Genomic DNA, 17,984 nt, shown 5'->3' with positions numbered 1-17,984 from the left:
AGACTAAATGTAAAGTATGTTGTTATAATCAAGACACTTTATTTTCGTCTAATATTACTCATAACAAATCCGCTTTTTGGCAGTGTTGGTATTCTTGTTAAACTATAACTTAAATCCTGATCCGGAACTTCAAATTCAATCTTGTTGACAAGAAAATCTAAGCTGGTTTTCATGATTTCCACGGTAATACCTTCACCTGGGCATCGATGGCTCTTGGCAGGATCACCTCCACCTTGGGGGATGAAATCAAATAAGTTGATATTACGTTCTTTAAAACGCTCTGGTCGGAATTCATAAGGATTCTCCCATATTCGGGAGTCGTGATTCGTACCATAAATGTCAAGTAGTACGAGCGTTCCCTCTTTGAATTCACATTGATTCCAGATAAAATCCTTTCGTACAATTGCGCCTAGAAAAGGGGTAAATGGGTAGTAGCGACGAACTTCCTCTACGAACATTTCAAGATCATTGCTGTGACCTGACAGCAACTTCTCTTTACACTCTGAATGCCTATGCAATGCTAGAGCTGTAAAGGTAATGAAGGTTGAAATAGCAACAATGGGTCGTAGTATGTTAATAAGTTCTACCGCAGCCATTTGTGTATCCAGCTGTCTGCCATCGAGTTCTCTGTGAAATGCCATTGCATAGAGTGCTGAATCCTTTTCAGTATTTAGCTTACCAGATCGAACATCTTCTATGACACCTCTTATCCATTCTTCAGCTCTAGTTCTTGCTATTCTTCCTTTCCAGTGCCGGGGTCCAACTGCTCCAAAAGCATCAACCATTGCACTAAAATCCTCTGCACGATGGCTTATTTCAGATTCTGATAAAGGAACTCCAGCCCAATGGCAAGCTGTCCAGCATAAAATATTCTTTGCTTCATCGAAAAGTACAACCTTCTCAGCACCTTTCCATTCATTAATAGAAGCTTGCCATTTCTCCATTGTAAGCTCAGCAAGTCGCTTTTCATGTGTTGGAGTCATCAGAGACATGAAAAGATGCTTTCGTTGAATATGTGCTTCACCATCCATAGTTTGGATAGCATTTACGCCAAATAATGTTTTTTGCACTCGATTGGGTGCCGCACCGTTTCGTTGAAACCGTTCCGAATCGTAAAATACCCTTGATGCCTCTTCTCCGCTCATGCAAATTACTTTTTGTCCAAGCAAGTGTACCTCAAATAGATTAGAATGGTACTGGTCAATTCTGTTTTTGATAAACAGGTATCCCTCTTGTGATAGAGATAGTGTGTGGCTTTTATCATGTGGGACTTGTTCCTTCATTAACATATCTATGCTATCCTTTCTATCCTGATTAGGGAATATATTTGAAAAATTACTGAACATTATATTTTAAAATATACCTTTTACAGATAAGAATAATCTTCACATTTTATTTTTTCACTTTACCTGAAATTTATTCATAAATTGAAGGGGAATTTTGGTGTAAGTAATTGGCTGAACTTAGAGTAACTGCATACTTAAGAGTTCTCACCATCTGGCTTACAAAAGAGTTTTCATTATCAAACCAGGCAGATACCCTTACATGATATTCATCTGGATTAATAGGGTTTACTAGAGTCTGCGTTGCATCAAATATGGAAGCATAAGTATTGCCAATAATATCAGAAGATACATATTCTTCTTCCGTATAGCCAAAGGATTCTGATGACGCATCTCTCATAGCTTTATTAACAGTGTCTGCTGAAATATCATTTCCGTATACAACAGCAGTGAAGGTGATGTAACAGCCTATAGGTACAGGTACTCTTACTGCAGAGCCAATAAGTTTACCATTTAATTCTGGAATTACAACACCAACTGCTTTTGCAGCCTCTGCAGTTGTAGGTACAATATTTGAGGATGCTGCACGTGAACGCCTGTAATTGCCTTTTTTCTGTGCTCCATCCACCAACATCTGAGTAGCTGTAAAACCATGAACTACCGTCATGATACCACTTTGGATAGGTGCATAAGCGTTCAAAGTCTTCACAACCGGAGCAAGGGCATTTGTGGAACATGATGCGGCTGATATTATATTGTTGCTTGGTAATAATATATGTTGGTTTACGCCGTATACCACGGTAGGGACGTCTGCTCCTGCTGGAGCTGAAAGTAGCACCATTCTAGCACCTGCTTTTATATGTTTCTGTGCCTTTTCTTTTGAAAGGTATGCTGCTGAACAGTCAACAACAACGTCTATGCCAAGTTGTTTCCAGGGAAGGTTTTCAGCCTCCATCTCGCTGTAAACATTTATTTTCTTTCCATTAATCTTGATATAGTCACTGCCGGCTTCAATGCAATCTGCATAACAGTATGTACCTTGTGTGGTATCATATTTTAACAGATAAGCCAGCATATCCGGTTCGGTTATATCATTTACTGCAATTACTTCGAATTCTGGTGAATCAAATATCTGCCTGAACGCAAGACGTCCTATACGCCCAAATCCGTTGATTGCTATTTTAGTTGTCATAAATAATTCCTCCTAAGTATGTTTATATTATGATTAATCATCATTTTCCAATAATATGTACTACAACATTGATAATCTGTGGAAAGAAAGTCATTACAATAACTGCACGTAGTACCTGCATGATTATTACATCTGTATTTTCAACGCCCATGTCAGCGGAAATTAGTGCCATATCGGAAGCTCCGGCTGGAGTTGTTATGAGCATGGACTCTTTTCTTGTAAATCCACAGGTTTTTCTAATTATCATGCTTGTAAATAAGCAGTTTGCCATATAGCTAAGCAAAATGATTATTAGCGGAATCAGAAGGTACCTAAGTTCCAACACGTCATGCAATACGATAATACTTCCAAGATAACAGCCGCTCAAAACTTGAGCACATTTTTTTGCCCAGCGTGGTATGTAAGCAAAATCAAAAACTAACTTTAGGATAAGTACCGCAATAATAGGGAATGCAAAGGAAGCTGATGGAATGCTGGTCATTGTACCTAATATGCCGGCAATTGCAGCAATGATAAGGGTACATACAAAGGATTGCCAAGATTTTGTTTTAGACTTTTTACGTTTCTCAGTATTGGCCTCCCTTTCACTGTCTTTCTGGTCAGTCTTCTTCCTATTATCATAAGCAAGTATCAAAGCGGGAAATACTCCTATACCTAGTATCTGCCTTACCATCTGCATGACAGCTACCTTTGGTGCATCTGCTCCCATGGCTGCGGCTATGATAGGTGTATCACTAATGCCTCCCGGAACAACAGACATAAGTGAGGTTAAAAGATCCAATGGGCTTACCAGGTGTATAAGTAAACCTGCTGACAGATTCAGCACAAGAAATCCTAGCAGCATAATGATGGTAGGCTGAACTATTTTTGGAATCCTTTTTAGATCACTTTTTTCCATGATGCATCCAATAAATGCTCCAGCTATTATTTGTACAAATAGTTTAGTATGTTTTGGTACGTAGGTGGTCCCAAAGAAAATATTAAGTGCAGCTACACCTATAATGGCACCAACCATGAAACCACCTGGGATTTTCATTTTGGCTGCGGTGAGTCCGAAAATGCTTCCTATAGCTAGTGTCAAAAATAAATAGAAAAAGTTCATTATATGTTCCTCCATTTAAAATTTAATATCTCAATTCATATCAATTCACACTTGTAACATAGAAAAATATGCTATATAATATGAAATAAGATATAAATGTATATAAATAAGTTTTTAAGTTTAATAATATCTCAATTCGCACAGAAAATCAATATAGATTTTACAATATAGGGTAAATTGGAGGCCATCTATGAATGAAAAAAATGCTTTATCTACACAGGAAGTTGCAGAGATGCTTCATGTTAGCAAGAGCACAATATACGATTTAATTAAAAGAGGAGAAATACGTTCTTATAAGGTTGGAAGGAAAGTACGCTTTACAGAAGATGATGTAAAGGAGTATATTTCCCGTTCAAGGGACAGTCAGTCTGCTATGAGCATATCTCCTTCTAATGAGCCAGGTTTCACTCTTACGGGAGGCGATAAGAAAACTGATGGGTTTATTATATGCGGGCAGGATTTGATTCTGGATGTACTTTCAAACTATATGAGGCTTCATGGTGTTCCTGCACTTAGAGCTTATATAGGAAGCTACGACAGTTTAATATCCCTCTATAAGAATAAGGTTAATGTAGCATCGGCGCATTTATTGGACAGTGATACTGGTACATATAATATCCCTTATGTCAGAAGGCTCCTTCCTGGAATTCCAACAATTGTCATTCATTTGACCTGCCGCATGCAAGGGCTATATGTTCAGAAGGATAATCCAAAAGATATTACAACTTGGGAAGATTTTAGACGAGATGACATTACCATGATTAACAGGGAACAAGGAGCTGGCTCAAGAGTGCTGCTTGATGAAAATTTAAGACTTCTAGGAATATATGGGAGCTCCGTTAAAGGATACAATAATGAAACCCAATCACACCTAGCAGTTGCCAGTGCGGTCAGTAGTGGTAAGGCTGATGTGGCAGTAGGTAACGAGAAGATAGCAAGACAGGTGGATAACATAGAATTCATACCACTTCAGAAAGAAAGATATGATTTGGTTATTAGAAAAGAAGATCTTCACACCACAGAGATTGAAACCTTGCTGAAAATTATCCGCTCAGATGCATTTAAGAATGAGTTTGGACATGTAGGCGGGTATGATACAAGTGAGATGGGTAAAATTATTGCAGAAATATAATTACTTTATTATATAGGAGCTGAGTAAAATAATTATTCAGCTCCTACTAATGTAGTGTCCCTTTTTTAATTTTTGTTTAATACATCCACCAAGGTCTATAATGTATAGGATAAGGTCTGCGTCTTCTACGTCTTCTTCTACGTCTTCTTCTACGACGGCGAGGGTAAGGTGGATCATCTGAGTCATCATCGTATCCATCGTCATAAGCATCGCTATATCCATCATCATATCCATCATCGTAATCGTCGTCATAATCATCATAGTCGTCATCATAATCATAATCCTGACGGTACAGTGGTTGAGATATATATGGGTTAGAGTGCATTATAGGGCAATAAAATGTATGTGGTGATTTAGAAGACTTTCTATTGTCGTAATAAGTTGGATTAGTATTGATAGAAGGATTAGCACTATTATCAAAATTCTCATTGCTGTTTAAATCATTGTTTGAGTTAGAGTTTTCACTATAGGTTCTGTAGAACATAACTACCTCCATAAAATTTACTACATAAATAGAATATGTAAAGTCATAAAAATGGGTTACTTGATATTTAAAATTTGTTAATCTATACTTAAAGTAATAGACATATTATTGAAAAGAGACTGTAACAAAGCTTAGATATTATATAAATATAAGAATTACTCCCTTTTAGTGTATATATAATATAAGGAAAGGCACTGGTAGAAATACGGGTGTCTTTTTTTACTTATTTTTTATTATAAAAGAATTTAAATCAAGTAGTACATAATCATGTGATATATTTGGTGCTTTATACTAAACTAGTAAATTATTATAAAGCAAAATCAGTAATACTAATGAATGTGGATTTTTACCTAATGCTGTGATACCATAGATATATTAATTAGTATAATAAATGAATTTATATTATTATAATCGATGATCTCGATAGTAAAGGATGAACAATATGGATATAAGACAACTAAAAACATTTGTAACAGTTGCAAGATTGAATAGCTTTACTAAAACAGCAAACCAGTTGGGATATGCACAGTCATCTATTACTTCTCAGATTCAATTATTGGAGAAGGAGTTAGGTATCCGTTTATTTGAAAGATTTGGTAAGAATATATCGCTTACTTCTGAAGGAGAAAATTTACTCTTGTATGCTAAACAAGTACTCAATATTTGGGAAAATGCTAAAGGTGCAGTGTCTTCTTCAGATATTCCTAAGGGTACTCTTACTATAGGGGTGACAGAATCTATCTGTGCTATAAAAATACCTAAACTTTTAAAAGAATATAATAAATGTTACCCAGATGTAGAAATTATCTTAAAAATTGCTACTTCCTGCGAGTTACAGTCCTTATTACGAGAAAACCAAATTGATGTGGCAATTTTGCTAGATCAAAAAATATCCCTTCCTGAATTTAATGTAAAATTCCAGCAACAAGAGCCGGTATCATTAATTGCTGCGCCTAATCATCCTTTAATAAGAGAACATAGTGTCTATCCAAAAGATGTGTCTCAATATTCGTTGATACTTACAGGACGTGATTGTATATGTCGAAATCTTTTTGAAAAATCTTTAAAAGATGCAAATGTAATTCCTAAATTAACACTTGATACCAGCAATGTTGAAACGATTAAGCAGCTTGTCATTTCTGGTTTTGGTATAGCACTTTTACCACGATTTGCAGTTGTTGATGAAGTGGAAAGTAATAAATTAATAGAACTTTGCTGGCGTGGTCCGGATTTCGATATTATGACACAAGTTATTTGTCATAAAGACAAATGGATTTCTTCGGCCTTAAAAGAGTTCATCGCAATGATACAAAAAACTAAAATTTGATCAATTCTATTTAGTAGTGTAAGGCATATTCAAATAAATAACTAGTCAGTATGCTAGCCTATTTTGACCTGACTAACTTGGCGTAAGTCTCCCACGCACTGTGTGAATCGCTTTTCTTCAAGTGGGAGTTCAACGCCAAGTAAGTCATGCATTTGCAGTTCTAAAATTTAGATGGGGTAAAAGAATCCCCAACTGAATTAAGAACTTGCTTCAATCCTACTGCGTCAGCAGAACCCTCAGATAGCCAAACTATCTTCGGAACCTGCTTCCTTGCTCAATTCAAAATATTCGTTGCATCTTTGACTTACTATTTATTTTCACATGTCCAAGTTAAAATATTAAACTATATAAATCGATTTTTTCGAATAATATAATTTGAATTATCAATTTTACTAATGGTAAAGCCTATGATATTATAACAAATGAAGGCGGAATTAATTGTAAATTATAGTAGCTATTTTTAGCTATTATTAGCTTAGGCATCTTCAAATAAATAACTAGTCAGTATACTAGTATATTTTGAATTATACTACGTTAACAGAACCTTCTGATAGCACCACTATCATCAGAACCTGTTTCCTTGTATAATTCAAAATATACGTCGCATCTTTGACTTGTTATTTATTTTCACACGCCTTAATTTGCCTAAGATTTAATGTGTTGGCACTTTTAACTGTTAGCATGAGTTTTGTAGTAAATCTTAACTATATCTAATAAGTAAATACTTAAGAGTATGATTTTTATTAATCTATATGATTAGGGGGGAACAATATGAATAAGCATGACTTAATAAAAAGTGCATCATATTTTGTGCAAAACTCAGAAGACAATATTATAAAAAAACAAGTTGCACTTTCAGAGAATGTTGTAGGAATGAAGATTTTTGAGAATCCAATTTTTGCTTTTGGATCTTCAGATGATGAGTACTTCAAATTATTAAGAAATCCTTCTGCAATAGGAAAACACTTCTTGATACCAGAAGAATGGTTACCACATTCAAAAACAGTTATCTCATTTTTTTTGCCATTTACTAAAGAGGTGAAGATTGGTAACAGAAGGGATATGTCATGGCCTTCTGAGGAGTGGCTGCACGGACGTATTGAAGGGCAAGCTTTCTTAAAAAAGTTGTGTCAGCATTTGACGGCAAAATTGATGAATGCCGGATATAATAGCATTATACCATCTTTGGATGAAAGGTTCTGGGCTAAAGAAGGATTTAATAACACTTCTTTGCACCCCGATGTATCCTTTACGAGTAATTGGTCCGAAAGACATGTTGCCTTTGTATGTGGACTTGGAACGTTTGGACTCTCTAAAGGCCTTATAACTAAAAAAGGGGTTGCCGGAAGATTTGGTAGTATCATCACAGATCTATATTTGCCTCCTGACAAAAGAGAATATGAAGACATTTATGAATACTGTTCTATGTGCGGTGCATGTGCAAAAAATTGTCCCGTCAATGCAATATCCATAGATAAGGGGAAAAATCACATTATATGTTCTAATTTTATAGACAAAACAGCTGAAAAACATAAGCCAAGATATGGTTGTGGAAAATGTCAGACAGGAGTACCTTGTGAAAGTAAAATTCCTAGGTAATACGACGTAAAATAAACTTTAAATTTTTTTAATTCATACTTAAAGCAATAGACATGAAAAATAAACTTTACTCGACACTGGTAGAAATACTGGTGTTTTTTAGATTCGAAGTAATATTATTAATAAATTTTGGTGATAAAATATAATAGCAGAACTGCTGAAATATTTATGCAGTTCTACTTTTAAGATTAATCCTCGTCTGAAATAGGATTTTCAATCAGTGTAGCAAAAATTAAATTGTGAGAATGATCATCATCTTCTGTTGTTTCTGCTTCTACAAAATGAACGTGTCTTCCATTTCCAACGTCTATTGGAAGCCCGGAAGTTGCCACAATTTCATGATAATGATTTTCATAAAAGTCTGTTCTTGCTTTAATTTTGTGAACATGACCACCTGTAACTTGAATTGCTGGACCAGATACTCCTGCAAATCTATGATTATGAGGATCTTCTTCTAATTCAGCCAGCATAGTGCTACCCAAAAATTCATGATCATGGGTTTGATTTCTTTTACAACTAGACATATAATTTACCTCCTTCGTACTATGGCAATATATATAGTATGAAGATAAAATTATTATGACACTTATTATTATTATTATTTAAAAGAGGGAAACTATCTTAAGTTATGTAGAAAACCTAACAATCTTGTATATATTAGCTAGAGCTTCTCCAATAATAGGATGAAAAACTCTGTGAAGATGATACTTTGATAAAATTTTTAATTATGAAATAATATAATTATTAGCTCTAAATAATTATAACATAAGTAATATATGGTAAAATAAGAGTATATTATTGTAAATATTAGTAGGATGTTATCTAATAAGAGTTTGAGTGAAGATAGTGTTTATTTTTATAAATTTAGGTGTTAAAAATCTTATGTAATTATTTTATATAGGGAGTTGATAACATATAAATAAGAGAGGGAGTACTATGTCAGTGAAAAGAAATGAAAATGGAAGTGTAAATATTAAAAATAATAATGGATCAATTTCTATTGGAAGAATGATGTTAGTATCTGAAGATAGACAAAGAGAAAATTATAATAAATGGATAGAAAATTGTGTTAAACAGATAAAAGTCTGTCAGCATACTTTTAAGGAAACTATAAATTATTTCCTAGAACATTGCGATGCCTTAGCTTTTGAGACAGATGATAGAAGGCTAAAAAAATTTCAAAAGAATTTTATTAGGAATAATTTTCAAGATAAATTAGAGCATCAACCACAAAAATTTTCATTTAATATGACTTACGAAGAAATGGAAAACTGGAAAAAGGAAAATGATGCTATGGAAGAGGAACTAAAAAACTTATTTCCTGAAAAATTTGGCCTTATAATACATGGATATTATCTACCCCATACTGAGCGAAATGAGGCTTTTTATAAACAAATTTATGAGAAGAATGCAGAAAAGATTCTTCATATAGAAGAAAGAAAATCAAAAGTCAATGATAGAATACGTAATAAAAAAATTAGAATAATACATCAGGAAATTTGCTTCTTTTTTGAGGAAACTATGGAATATGTAGAATCTACGGATGGGAGTAATCTAATACATAGGGTTATAGCTTTCAGAGGTATTACAGAAAATGATATTGAAAAACGCACTTCTCGTTTTTTCAGATATGTTAGTGCACTGCGTTACATGAGTAAACTTCCTAATTTTTAGAATAAAATGTGGATGATTTGAATTTTACAGAAGTTGAAATAGAAGTTAGGAAGTGGATTGATGATTATTTAAAAGCATTTGTGCCTAATATTATTAAAAATAATCTTTAACTATAGATTATAGAATTTTTATGGGGAGATTTATTAAAGTTTAAATATATAAATATTTATCCTGAATTTGTAACGTTGTAAGAAAATCCAAATAATATTTATATTTTGTGAGGAGGAATAATAACAATGCCTAAGGTAGAATTGACAAATATGTGTATGATTTACGATAAAACAAATAATAAAGTTTTAGTTCAAGATAGAATTAAATCATGGAAAGGAATTTCATTTCCAGGGGGACATATAGAAGCTGGAGAAAGTATAGTAGAGTCAACAATTAGAGAAATAAAAGAAGAAACAGGTTTAACTATATCAGATTTAAAACCATGTGGAATTATTCACTGGTATAATGATGAAACTGGGGATAGATATTTTGTATTTAATTACAAAACAGAAGTATTTAGTGGAGAGTTATTAGAAAGAACACATGAAGGCAATGTGTTTTGGGTGAATAAAGATGATCTTCTAAAACTTAATCTATCAGAAGGACTTGAAGAAAGATTACCTATGTTTTTAGAGGAAAGGTATTCAGAAGGGTTTGGAATTTGGAATGAACACAGTATAAGGCAATTAAAATTGATATAAAATTTAAATTACAATTAAATTGTGATAATATTTAGACTTAAATATTATCATATGGATGTTTTTTACATTAATTGTTGCATTACACCTTTATGGACTTGAATATCTATATATATAAAGAAGAAAGATGGGTGATTATATGAAAAGAATTGTTGGATTTAGAATATTAAAAACAGCAATAGGTTCAGCACTTGCTATAATTATTGCTGAATATTTAGGTTTAAAATATGCAGCAGCAGCTGGAATTATAACCATTTTAAGCATTCAAAATACTAAAAAAACGTCTATAAAGCTAGCATTCCAAAGGATTGAGTCTACTATTCTAGCGTTACTAATATCAAGTATATTATTTTTAATATTTGGATATAACCCTGTTGTATTTGGGATATACTTAATTATTTTTATCCCACTTACTGTATTTTTAAAGATTACTGATGGAATTGTTGTAAGCTCAGTTTTAGTTACGCATTTATTAGCTGAGAAGTCATCATCTATGTTTTGGATAAAAAATGAACTTTTACTTATGACTGTAGGTGCAGGAATCGGAATAATTTTAAATATATATATGCCTAAAATAGAAAATGAAATTAAAGAAACTCAAAAAAATATTGAAGAACATATGCGTATAATTTTATTTCATATGGCAGAAGCTCTAAGAAAGCAATCGGTACATATTGAAGAAGAAAGGCTTTTTAATGAACTAAAAGCAATATTGGAAGAAGGAAAAGATAGAGCATATAGACATTTAAACAATTATATTATTAATGATGTAAAATATTATGTTAACTATATGGAAATGAGAACTTTACAATATGAAATATTAAAATATATGAGAAGCCATTTTATTAAGTTTTACCTAAACTTAGAGCAGACTGAAGTTGTAGCAGCTTTTACTGAAAAGATTGCATTAAATTTCGGGGAATATAATACTGCTGAAGAACTTTTAAAGGAATTAAATGAAATTATATATATGTTTAAGACTCAGGAACTTCCTAAGACAAGAGATGAATTTGAAAATAGAGCAATGCTTTTTCAATTTTTAAATGATTTAGAAGCACTTTTAGAATTAAAGAAAAATTTTTGGACTTATGTCAATATATTAGACACAAAAAGTTGAACTTTTTAGGGTGATGGTAGAATCTGTGTCATGTACTGAAAAGTAAATGCCAATAGGCTATTTAATATTCATGTAAATCCAGTAGGAGGAAAAATAGTTATTTGGATAAAATTAAAACTTTAAATTTAGAATTAAAGCCACCTAGAAAAAGAGTAGATGGGTAAGGCTATTCAATTTATTTTTATGATCATGATAATAATCCATTTGAGCTTCATACGGAAACATTAGAAAAAAGACTAGCTTCGTATTAAAGATATAATCTAATTTTCATTTATTTGAAGTTATATGTTTTTCTATAATGACATGCTTAGAATTGAATTAAATTAAAAGATTTAAAACTGTTTCTTTTAAGAAAAGGATATTACGGAGATATAATTAGTTATATGGTATTTATCGACTTAAATAGACAAAGTACAGTAGACGATTTCCCTTATCTTAAAGGAATTGAAGATGAAAGAGATTTTGGTATGAGTAATTTTATTAAGATTTTATTTTTTTAAAATAATAAAATTAGTAATGAGATGAGATATTATGTTATTATGTTGAGTACAAAAGAAGCAGAATTTGAAAGGATGATAAGAATATGGATATATGGGAAAAATTATATGAAAAGGCGAAAGAGGTTCAAAATGATAGAGAAGTTTCACCATTTATTGCTGGGGGACAAGTTGCCGCAGCTATTTTAAGTGAAAAAGGTAATATTTACACAGGAGTATGTATTGATGCACCTTGTAGTTTAGGAATTTGTGCAGAACGAAATGCAATCTTTAATATGTTTACAAATGGGGAGCATAAAATATCTAAATTAGTATGTATTGTTCCAGACGGCACAGTAGGTTCACCATGTGGTGCATGCAGGGAACTTCTAATGGAGTTAGATAAAGAGAGTGGTGAAATTGAAATTCTTACTAATTATCAGAAGCGTCAAACGGTGAAATTAAAAGAACTTATGCCAGACTGGTGGGGACATAAGCGATTTGAAAAATAAATTCGAAATTTAAGGTCAAATGTTACAAATAGTAAATTTGCAAAGGAGATGTCATATATGAAAGAATACATAGTAGATAACATAAACAATAAGATGAGGTATCATGATTTACCTGGTAAAGATACACCAATACTATTTATTCATGGCTTAGGCTGTGCTGGTTCATTTGATTATCCTGAAGTAGCAGCACAAACTGATTTAATAAATCACAGACGAATATTAATAGACTTGATTGGTAGTGGATTTAGTGATAAACCAGACAATTATTTATATACTGTAAAAGAACATGCAAACTATTTGTATAATTTTGTACAAGACCTAAAGCTTGATAAGTTTATTATTTTTGCACATAGTTTAGGTGGAGCTGTTGCACTTGAACTTGCTAATAAATGTAGAGAGAATATAGAAACAATTATTCTAAGTGAAGCTAATTTAGATAAAAGTAGTCAAGGTTCATCAAGTTATGAATTTGGAACCTATCAAGAAGAAGATTTTGTAAATGGAATATTTGATGAAATTGTTAATGAAAATTCTAGTGTAAATTCTATGTGGGTAGCCACATTATCAGTTTGTTCTTCTACAGCAATTAATAGAATTTCAAAGTCAGCTATTGCTGGCTCAGAGCCATCATGGCGTGAAATATTATATTCATTGCAATGTAAAAGGACGTTCATTTTTGGTGAAAAATCTTTGCCGGATGATGATAAAATTGAGTTGGAGAGACACATGATAAATATTGAAATTGTAAAATCAGCAGGACATTCTATGGCTTGGGAAAATCCGAAGGGATTAGCAGAAGCAATTAAGAAAGGTATTCTTTATGCACGAGGATTATAGACTTTAGAAATAAATTGATAAAGTCTAATTTAAGGTTTGGGTGTTATAAGTAGTCTATGTATAAATAGTCATGACGAGGGGCTTACAGTACCTTGTACACTAGATATTATAAGGAGAAATAATAGTTATGAGAAAAGATATAACTATAAGAACAGAAAATGAGAAAGATTTTGAAGAAATAAATAAACTAGTGATTCGCTCATTTACTGAAGGAACAGATTACTCAGATGGTACAGATGTTGTAGCATTAATTAAAGAAATACGTGTTGGTCAATACTATATTTCGGAGTTGTCACTAGTGGCTGAAATTAATGGAAAGATAGTTGGACATTTTATGTTTTCACATTTTCCACTATCAACAAATGCAAAAATGGCGGATTATGATAAAAGTATCAAAAATACGGAAACAGTAATGCTTGCGCCAGTTTCTGTTCATGCAGATTATTTTAGGCAAAATGTGGGTTCCACTATGATTAAATTAGGAATTGAAAAAGTAAAAGAGAAGGGTTATAAGGGAATTCAAGTTGAAGGTAACCCTGCATTTTATAATACACTTGGTTTTATAACATCATCAAAGTACAATATTTATCCAACAAGTGGATGGCCTATGCAGGTTCCTGAATGTATGATGTATCAAGAAACATATTCTGGTTCGCTTGAAGGAATTTCAGGATATGTAGTTTATGATATGTATGAAAATGCATAGTTTATTTTTAAGTAACATACAAATTCCAATTTATCTAAGAATGTACTATGAACAATTTGCATATATGTCAGAGTAAAAATTATTTGTATTTTCTTGAGTGGAGGTATATATGGAAAAAGAATTATCAGAAATGACGCTGGAAGAATTGTGGGAGTTATTTCCTATAATTCTACATGAAGAAATTGCTAAAGAATAATGTGGTATTTAAGGAGAGCACTTTTATCTAATGGGTAAATTATAATTGATAAATATGTGAATGCTTTATGATAAAACAAATAATAAAGTTTTGCTTCAACATAGAATTAAATCTTGGAAATGAATGCTTTGATAAAGTTGTAGGAAATATAGACATATTCGATATTAATGATGTAAATCCATTGTTAAATGCAGCGTATGGCCTATTAAAAGTTAAAATTTAACATAGTGAGATGCTGAGAATATTGTTTTTAAGAGGAGGAAGTGAACATGAAAAATAATAGATTGAATTTGATATTATATATAATTGCTGCACTGATGATTTTTATTCCTATGTCAATAGTGTTTGTTACAGGAAAGAGCTTCGATTCATTTCATAGCAAAGTATTTGTTGGTGTAGCAATTACTTTTGTTATAGTAGGGAGAATATTAACTATAGTAAAAAAGACTATATATGATAAATGTGTTCCATGGGTTGATATTGGCATTATTTCTGGAATATTCATTACATTGATAGGACTTGTACTAAGAATATGATTGAAGAAGAATTAAAATATATAAAAGATAATGAAATTAAATATATGATAACTTTATAGGGGGGTAAAAAATGATTATATGGTCTGGATGGGGTTTTTTGGTTGCAATAATTTTATTTATTAATTCTTTTATTGGAGAGTTATTATGTAGGTATATAACAGGAAATAACGAATATTACCAACAAAATAGTTGGCCGCTTACAGTTGTACTAATTTTAACAGGTGTTATATGTTGGTTTTTAGGAAAATACTTAAATAAACCAAATGATAAAGTTTATATTGATAAACAAACTGGCAAGGAAGTTCGATTAAGCAAAACACATAAGTTATTCTTTATAAAAATGGAATACTGGGGACCTATATTAGTGATTATTGGATTAGTGAATCTATTTGTAAGATAAATTTACATAATAATGATAAATGAAATATTGTACACAATAATCTTAGTCAACAATTATAAATATTAACAATCTAACATTTTATAAATATACCGTATTATTTAGTAAATTTTACGGTGTTTTTGTGTCACAGCTTTTTAAAGGATTGCAATATGTATAGTTATTACATTAATATAATCTAGTAAATTAGTCTTAATTAAAGGGACCGTTGTCAAAAGGAACAAATATTTATTCTTTTTGATAACGGCCTCATTTATTTACTATAGATTTCAAATGTTAAATAAAATCATGTCAGAAATACCATAATCCATTCGTATTAATTTATGAGAAGCTTTTTAGAGGAGGAAAAATAGTGATTATTGATAATATCAATTTTATAGAAGAACTGAAAGTCAGGTACTGCGGCCACGTTATCTATATTTAAACCAATTTTCAGAAAGTTTTTTTGCCATCTCATCTTAAAATTTTCGTCTTCTTTGGAATATTTTTAGTATCTAAAACAAAGTCAAATAAAATTTATGCACAGCCAATAGATTTTAAATGCAAAATCTTGAAAAACTTTGTTATAATTAATGAATATGAATAAATTATGTATTGGAGGGAAATATGAGTAATCAAGACAAATCTAAAATGTATGAAAATATTAATAAAAATGCTATAAAAACATGGATTATTGGAAGATTTATAGCAAGTATTATAATTATTGCTGTATATATTGTAGGGATGTATATATTTGTTATACCAAAATTCCACAATATAATTGTGCTAAAATATGCAATTCATATACTGGCATTAATTATAATTCTAATTTCAATTTTGCTTAGTTTTATATGGCCATTTTTAGAGTACAAGCAGTGGCGGTATGGCATATTTGAAGATAAAATTGAATTGATAAAGGGTATTATAATAAGAAAAAGAATAATAATTTCTATTTCAAGAATCCAAAATTTAAAGATAGAGCAAGGGCCAATTCAAAGAATTTATGGAATAACCTCTGTAAATATCATAACTGCAGGTGGCTGTCATGGCATACCTGCAATAACTCTTAAGGAAGCGGAAAAGATTACAGAAAATCTTAAAAGAATTATACAAGTAGGAGATGAAAATGAATAGGATAGAGAGAAATCATTTTTTAAAATTGTTCTATGATTTGGGAGAGTTGGTTAAGGGATTTATAGGTATTGTCATTGCAATGAGTTTTTTAATAAATAAAATAGGATTTATGGAATCTGTAATTATAGCGGCTGTATTGATTATATTAGTTATTTTACATAAATTTTTATCATGGAGAAAAAATTTTTTTATAATAAAAGAGAATTCTATATATCATGAACAGGGAATCATTAATATAAAAAAGATTGAAATTCCATTTGAGAGAATTAATACAGTAGATATTTCTCAGAGATTTTTAGAAAGAATTTTTAAGATAGCCACTATTAAAATAGATACTGGAGATATAAAGAATAGAGGGAGTGAATTAAAATTTACTTTAAGTAAGGAAAGATCAGAAGAACTTAGAGATATTTTATTAAAAAAAGAAACAGGTAGTAGTATAAATCAACAGGATAAAATTTATACTATGAAACCAAAGGGACTCATTATATATTCACTTATTTCAAATTCAATATTTAAGGGAATCGGAATGATATTTATTGCACAGCAATTTTTTGATGAATACTTAAAAAGATTTATTAAGATAAATCTTTCGCAATATGCAAAGGGATTACAAAAAGGTAGTATTTATCATATCATATATGTAATAACAGCTATAGTATTGGTTTTTGTATTTATAAGTTTTTGCCTATCTATAATATATAATTTTCTTAAGTATTATGATTTCAAGATGTGGGTTGATAAGAAAAAGATTTGCATAAATTATGGAGCTATAAATAAAAAAAGTTATAGCTTTGATAAAGAAAAAGTAAAAGGGATTCACATAAAACAGACAATTCTAATGCAATGTTTTGGATTTTTCACTATGGAAATTGAAAATATAGGCTATGGGGACGAAAAAGGTGAAAAAGCTATATTGTATCCAATGTGTAGTAGTTCTTTAAAAGATGAAATTATTGAAAACTTACTAGGTGAATTTAAATATAGTGGAAGCATTAATAAGCCACGGAAAAATGCATGTTTTAGATTCTTTTATAAAAAATTTATTCTTTGGGCTATTATAGCTGCTATTTGTTTTTTTATAAAATCTGAATTTGTATTGTTTACTTTAATAATACTATTATTTTTGTTTGTTATTGGATATTTGGAGTTTAAAAATACTGCCTTTGGAATGGATAGAAATTTAGTTTATATGGGTTATCATGGTTTTAATAAAACAAAATCTATATTAAAAATGACAGCAGTTCAGTCCGTGACGGTATCATGTAGTTATTTTCAACATAGGAGAGGATTTTGTGATTATAGTATTATTTTATATAGCTCTAGTGCTGGTAAAATTTTAAAAGTACAAAATTTAAAAGATGATATTATAGGTGAAGTTTTTAGGTAGCATTAGGCATATGAAAATAAATAACAAGTGAAAGATATGACGTATATTTTGAATCATACAAGGAAACAGGTTCTGATGATAGGGGTGCTATCAGAGGGTTCTGTTAACGTAGTATGATTCATAATAGACTAGTATACTGACTAGTTATTTGAACATGCCTTATATAGCAAGAAAAGATGCAATAAAAAACAGTTGTAAATATACCATCAATCTTAGCAGGGT

Annotated in this window: 19 protein-coding genes and 1 pseudogene; 15 read left to right on the top strand and 5 right to left on the bottom strand. The window is 31.1% G+C overall.

Annotated features, from left to right (window positions below; all coding sequences use genetic code 11):
* Nucleotides 1-38 precede the first annotated feature (38 nt).
* From cypC to RH99_RS02360, 3 genes are all read right to left on the bottom strand, one after another.
* Entirely contained in the window at nt 39-1,289 is a 1,251-nt protein-coding gene (cypC, locus tag RH99_RS02370) for a CYP152 family fatty-acid peroxygenase CypC (RefSeq protein WP_010233595.1), read from the bottom strand.
* Nucleotides 1,290-1,416: 127 nt separating this feature from the next.
* Complete coding sequence (locus RH99_RS02365; RefSeq protein ID WP_010233594.1) at nt 1,417-2,475, bottom strand: type I glyceraldehyde-3-phosphate dehydrogenase; 1,059 nt, start codon at nt 2,473-2,475, stop codon at nt 1,417-1,419.
* A gap of 40 nt (nt 2,476-2,515) precedes the next feature.
* Complete coding sequence (locus RH99_RS02360; RefSeq protein WP_010233593.1) at nt 2,516-3,577, bottom strand: AbrB family transcriptional regulator; 1,062 nt, start codon at nt 3,575-3,577, stop codon at nt 2,516-2,518.
* Nucleotides 3,578-3,767: 190 nt separating this feature from the next.
* Here RH99_RS02360 and RH99_RS02355 point away from each other — a divergent pair, with 190 nt between their 5' ends.
* On the top strand, nt 3,768-4,709 hold the full coding sequence (locus tag RH99_RS02355; protein ID WP_010233592.1) for a substrate-binding domain-containing protein: 942 nt from the start codon (nt 3,768-3,770) through the stop codon (nt 4,707-4,709).
* Nucleotides 4,710-4,785: 76 nt separating this feature from the next.
* Here RH99_RS02355 and RH99_RS19420 read toward each other — a convergent pair whose 3' ends face one another.
* Nucleotides 4,786-5,193, bottom strand: coding sequence for a hypothetical protein (locus tag RH99_RS19420; RefSeq protein WP_193352364.1), 408 nt, complete (start codon nt 5,191-5,193; stop codon nt 4,786-4,788).
* Between the two features lie 442 nt (nt 5,194-5,635).
* Here RH99_RS19420 and RH99_RS02345 point away from each other — a divergent pair, with 442 nt between their 5' ends.
* Both RH99_RS02345 and RH99_RS02340 read left to right on the top strand, forming a co-directional pair.
* The gene (locus RH99_RS02345) at nt 5,636-6,520 is read left to right on the top strand and encodes a LysR family transcriptional regulator (protein WP_010233590.1); all 885 of its coding nucleotides are present in this window, start codon (nt 5,636-5,638) and stop codon (nt 6,518-6,520) included.
* 771 nt (nt 6,521-7,291) lie between these two features.
* Nucleotides 7,292-8,119: a 4Fe-4S binding protein gene (locus RH99_RS02340; RefSeq protein WP_010233589.1), complete on the top strand. Its 828-nt coding sequence runs from the start codon at nt 7,292-7,294 to the stop codon at nt 8,117-8,119.
* A gap of 188 nt (nt 8,120-8,307) precedes the next feature.
* Here RH99_RS02340 and RH99_RS02335 read toward each other — a convergent pair whose 3' ends face one another.
* Complete coding sequence (locus tag RH99_RS02335; RefSeq protein WP_010233588.1) at nt 8,308-8,643, bottom strand: YmaF family protein; 336 nt, start codon at nt 8,641-8,643, stop codon at nt 8,308-8,310.
* Between the two features lie 412 nt (nt 8,644-9,055).
* Here RH99_RS02335 and RH99_RS02330 point away from each other — a divergent pair, with 412 nt between their 5' ends.
* The 12 genes and pseudogenes from RH99_RS02330 to RH99_RS02285 all read left to right on the top strand — a co-directional run bounded on the left by RH99_RS02330 (nt 9,056) and on the right by RH99_RS02285 (nt 17,762).
* Entirely contained in the window at nt 9,056-9,793 is a 738-nt protein-coding gene (locus tag RH99_RS02330; protein WP_010233587.1) for a hypothetical protein, read from the top strand.
* 236 nt (nt 9,794-10,029) lie between these two features.
* Nucleotides 10,030-10,485 carry an 8-oxo-dGTP diphosphatase gene (locus tag RH99_RS02325; RefSeq protein ID WP_010233586.1) on the top strand — a complete coding sequence of 152 codons (456 nt, stop codon included), beginning with the start codon at nt 10,030-10,032 and terminating at the stop codon, nt 10,483-10,485.
* A gap of 136 nt (nt 10,486-10,621) precedes the next feature.
* A complete protein-coding gene (locus tag RH99_RS02320; RefSeq protein WP_010233585.1) occupies nt 10,622-11,599 on the top strand; it encodes an aromatic acid exporter family protein in 978 nt (325 codons plus the stop codon).
* Between the two features lie 125 nt (nt 11,600-11,724).
* A pseudogene (locus tag RH99_RS20000) lies at nt 11,725-11,850 on the top strand (FosX/FosE/FosI family fosfomycin resistance thiol transferase); the annotation flags it as partial.
* Between the two features lie 332 nt (nt 11,851-12,182).
* Nucleotides 12,183-12,587 (top strand): cytidine deaminase, encoded by a 405-nt coding sequence (locus tag RH99_RS02315; protein WP_010233582.1) that lies wholly within the window; start codon nt 12,183-12,185, stop codon nt 12,585-12,587.
* 57 nt (nt 12,588-12,644) lie between these two features.
* The gene (locus tag RH99_RS02310; RefSeq protein ID WP_010233581.1) at nt 12,645-13,424 is read left to right on the top strand and encodes an alpha/beta fold hydrolase; all 780 of its coding nucleotides are present in this window, start codon (nt 12,645-12,647) and stop codon (nt 13,422-13,424) included.
* A gap of 127 nt (nt 13,425-13,551) precedes the next feature.
* On the top strand, nt 13,552-14,130 hold the full coding sequence (locus RH99_RS02305; RefSeq protein WP_010233580.1) for a GNAT family N-acetyltransferase: 579 nt from the start codon (nt 13,552-13,554) through the stop codon (nt 14,128-14,130).
* 263 nt (nt 14,131-14,393) lie between these two features.
* Nucleotides 14,394-14,549: a hypothetical protein gene (locus tag RH99_RS19120; protein WP_158511922.1), complete on the top strand. Its 156-nt coding sequence runs from the start codon at nt 14,394-14,396 to the stop codon at nt 14,547-14,549.
* Between the two features lie 46 nt (nt 14,550-14,595).
* The gene (locus RH99_RS02300) at nt 14,596-14,862 is read left to right on the top strand and encodes a hypothetical protein (RefSeq protein ID WP_010233579.1); all 267 of its coding nucleotides are present in this window, start codon (nt 14,596-14,598) and stop codon (nt 14,860-14,862) included.
* A 70-nt stretch (nt 14,863-14,932) separates the two neighbouring features.
* Entirely contained in the window at nt 14,933-15,262 is a 330-nt protein-coding gene (locus RH99_RS02295; RefSeq protein ID WP_010233578.1) for a hypothetical protein, read from the top strand.
* 603 nt (nt 15,263-15,865) lie between these two features.
* Nucleotides 15,866-16,372, top strand: coding sequence for a PH domain-containing protein (locus RH99_RS02290; protein WP_010233577.1), 507 nt, complete (start codon nt 15,866-15,868; stop codon nt 16,370-16,372).
* On the top strand, nt 16,365-17,762 hold the full coding sequence (locus tag RH99_RS02285; RefSeq protein WP_010233576.1) for a PH domain-containing protein: 1,398 nt from the start codon (nt 16,365-16,367) through the stop codon (nt 17,760-17,762). Before RH99_RS02290 ends, RH99_RS02285 begins: the two co-directional genes overlap by 8 nt.
* Nucleotides 17,763-17,984 lie beyond the last annotated feature (222 nt).

The organism is Clostridium arbusti SL206 (assembly GCF_000246895.1).
Classification (GTDB): domain Bacteria; phylum Bacillota; class Clostridia; order Clostridiales; family Clostridiaceae; genus Clostridium_I; species Clostridium_I arbusti.
The sequence above is the reverse complement of the archived record's forward strand: the minus strand, read 5'-3'. Positions and strand labels throughout refer to the sequence as shown.

Coding starts and splice junctions, on each gene's coding strand:
- cypC (WP_010233595.1), bottom strand. CDS start 1,289: ATGTTAATGAAGGAACAAGTCCCACATGATAAAAGCCACACACTATCT.
- RH99_RS02365 (WP_010233594.1), bottom strand. CDS start 2,475: ATGACAACTAAAATAGCAATCAACGGATTTGGGCGTATAGGACGTCTT.
- RH99_RS02360 (WP_010233593.1), bottom strand. CDS start 3,577: ATGAACTTTTTCTATTTATTTTTGACACTAGCTATAGGAAGCATTTTC.
- RH99_RS02355 (WP_010233592.1), top strand. CDS start 3,768: ATGAATGAAAAAAATGCTTTATCTACACAGGAAGTTGCAGAGATGCTT.
- RH99_RS19420 (WP_193352364.1), bottom strand. CDS start 5,193: ATGTTCTACAGAACCTATAGTGAAAACTCTAACTCAAACAATGATTTA.
- RH99_RS02345 (WP_010233590.1), top strand. CDS start 5,636: ATGGATATAAGACAACTAAAAACATTTGTAACAGTTGCAAGATTGAAT.
- RH99_RS02340 (WP_010233589.1), top strand. CDS start 7,292: ATGAATAAGCATGACTTAATAAAAAGTGCATCATATTTTGTGCAAAAC.
- RH99_RS02335 (WP_010233588.1), bottom strand. CDS start 8,643: ATGTCTAGTTGTAAAAGAAATCAAACCCATGATCATGAATTTTTGGGT.
- RH99_RS02330 (WP_010233587.1), top strand. CDS start 9,056: ATGTCAGTGAAAAGAAATGAAAATGGAAGTGTAAATATTAAAAATAAT.
- RH99_RS02325 (WP_010233586.1), top strand. CDS start 10,030: ATGCCTAAGGTAGAATTGACAAATATGTGTATGATTTACGATAAAACA.
- RH99_RS02320 (WP_010233585.1), top strand. CDS start 10,622: ATGAAAAGAATTGTTGGATTTAGAATATTAAAAACAGCAATAGGTTCA.
- RH99_RS02315 (WP_010233582.1), top strand. CDS start 12,183: ATGGATATATGGGAAAAATTATATGAAAAGGCGAAAGAGGTTCAAAAT.
- RH99_RS02310 (WP_010233581.1), top strand. CDS start 12,645: ATGAAAGAATACATAGTAGATAACATAAACAATAAGATGAGGTATCAT.
- RH99_RS02305 (WP_010233580.1), top strand. CDS start 13,552: ATGAGAAAAGATATAACTATAAGAACAGAAAATGAGAAAGATTTTGAA.
- RH99_RS19120 (WP_158511922.1), top strand. CDS start 14,394: ATGATAAAACAAATAATAAAGTTTTGCTTCAACATAGAATTAAATCTT.
- RH99_RS02300 (WP_010233579.1), top strand. CDS start 14,596: ATGAAAAATAATAGATTGAATTTGATATTATATATAATTGCTGCACTG.
- RH99_RS02295 (WP_010233578.1), top strand. CDS start 14,933: ATGATTATATGGTCTGGATGGGGTTTTTTGGTTGCAATAATTTTATTT.
- RH99_RS02290 (WP_010233577.1), top strand. CDS start 15,866: ATGAGTAATCAAGACAAATCTAAAATGTATGAAAATATTAATAAAAAT.
- RH99_RS02285 (WP_010233576.1), top strand. CDS start 16,365: ATGAATAGGATAGAGAGAAATCATTTTTTAAAATTGTTCTATGATTTG.